At 62.0% G+C, this 1,809-nt stretch carries 1 protein-coding gene; it reads right to left on the minus strand.

Annotated features, from left to right (window positions below; genetic code table 11):
• Positions 1 to 1,176: 1,176 nt before the first annotated feature.
• Positions 1,177 to 1,809: ParB/RepB/Spo0J family partition protein (locus JF66_RS18425; RefSeq protein WP_035880293.1), on the minus strand; the 633-nt coding region annotated here is incomplete at its 5' end.

Genomic DNA, 1,809 nt, shown 5'->3' on the forward strand with positions numbered 1-1,809 from the left:
GCCTGGCGGGGTCAGTTCTGATCGAGCAACATGACGAATGGGAAGCCGGCGAACGCCGCTACTTCTCCGAAGCTTCGATGCTCGAGCTGACCACAATGAACAACCCCGTCGAGGTCATCGACGAGGCGGTGATCCTCCCCGAACTCGCTGCCGCCTAAACTAAAACAACTGACCTGCACGGTGTCGAGAAACTCCACCACTCAGCGGGACGTGACCCGCGGCCGGTCTGGCCGGGATGTGAGAACGAGCGCGGCAGAAGCCGGCTAGCCCAGCAGCCTCCGCCTCGCGAAGAGATACCCCCGCTCCCCAGAAGTTCTCCACAGCCTTTCGTCCACTCAAACGACCGGTTCTTTGGAAGAATACAAGCCCAGGCGGACAACTATCGCGAGCGGACGAGCGGGTCTCGACAGGCTCGACCGACGGGGGGACGGAACGCAGAACGCCTCGCGTTTCGACCTGAATGAAGGTCTCGACGGGCTCGACCGACGGGGGGACGGAACGCAGAACGCCTCGCGTTTCGACCTGAACAAAGGTCTCGACAGGCTCGACCAGCGGGGGTACGGAACGCAAAACGCCTCGCGTTTGGACCTGAATGAAGGTCTCGACAGGCTCGACCAGCGGGGGGACGGAACGCAGGGCATTGCACGTTTTGACGGACCAGGGGGTCTCGACAGGCTCGACCGGCGGAGGGTGCGGACGGCAGTACGTCTCGCGTTTTGACGTGAACGAGGGTCTCGACAAGCTCGACCGGCGAGGGGTGCGGGCGGCAGGACGTCTCACCTTGTGACATGACGGAGGGTCTCGCCAGCGGGTTGGCGGGACACTGTCAGGCCTGAGTTATGGCCTGTTCTGGTCCTCTGAGAGGCTCGACACGGAGGATGTGAGAGAGGTCGACGGCAGGAAATTCCCGACGGAAATCGCCCGTCGTGCGGGTCGATCCGGGTAGAAGAGGGCTGCACGAGGTGCATTCGCGGGGCACTGAACCCTCTCGATGGAGAGTATTAGACACCGTACGACCAACGAGCTCGGTCATTTGCCCCGTGCGGGTCCGCCCCTGGACGTCTGACCCGTCGCAAGAAATCACGCCACAGATCTGATCCGTACCCACCACTGCGCCACCGTTTTCAGACGCGATTCCCGAGCGGCGCGCCGGTGTTTCACGTGAAACGGTGTCGTTTAGGCCTGGTTGGGGCCGTATCCTGGCTCTCCGAGCGATCCCAGAATGCGGTTCAGGTCGCCGATGGTGGCAAAATCGACCGTTATCTGGCCTTTTCGTGCCCCCAGATTGATCCTAACGCGCGTATCGAGGCGATCGCCGAGGTGTTCCGCGATCTCATCGAGGTGTCCTTGGCGCCGTCCGGGCAGCGGTTTCGACTTTTCGACCTTGGGTCCGGCTGTGGCCGCAGCCTCGGACGCGCGAACGGAAAGATCCTCGTTTACGATCTTGTCTGCCAGTCGCAACATTCCCTCGTAGTCCCCCACGGAGAGGATCGCACGTGCGTGCCCTGCACTAAGCACACCGGCAGCAACACGAAGCTGAACCGGCTCGGGCAACTTCAACAAGCGAATGGTGTTCGTGATCTGGGGCCTCGAACGACCAATCCGCGTGGCCAACTCCTCCTGGGTGATCCCGAAATCAGCCAGAAGCTGCTGGTACGCAGATGCCTCCTCCAGCGGATTCAGCTGTGCCCGATGCAGGTTCTCCAGCAGCGCGTCGCGGAGCATATCGACATTTGCTGTATCGCGAACAACGGCCGGAATAGTGTCCAGACCGGCCATTTTACTGGCACGGAGCCGCCGCTCCCCCAT

This window comes from Cryobacterium sp. MLB-32 (genome assembly GCF_000738085.1).
GTDB lineage: Bacteria > Actinomycetota > Actinomycetes > Actinomycetales > Microbacteriaceae > Cryobacterium.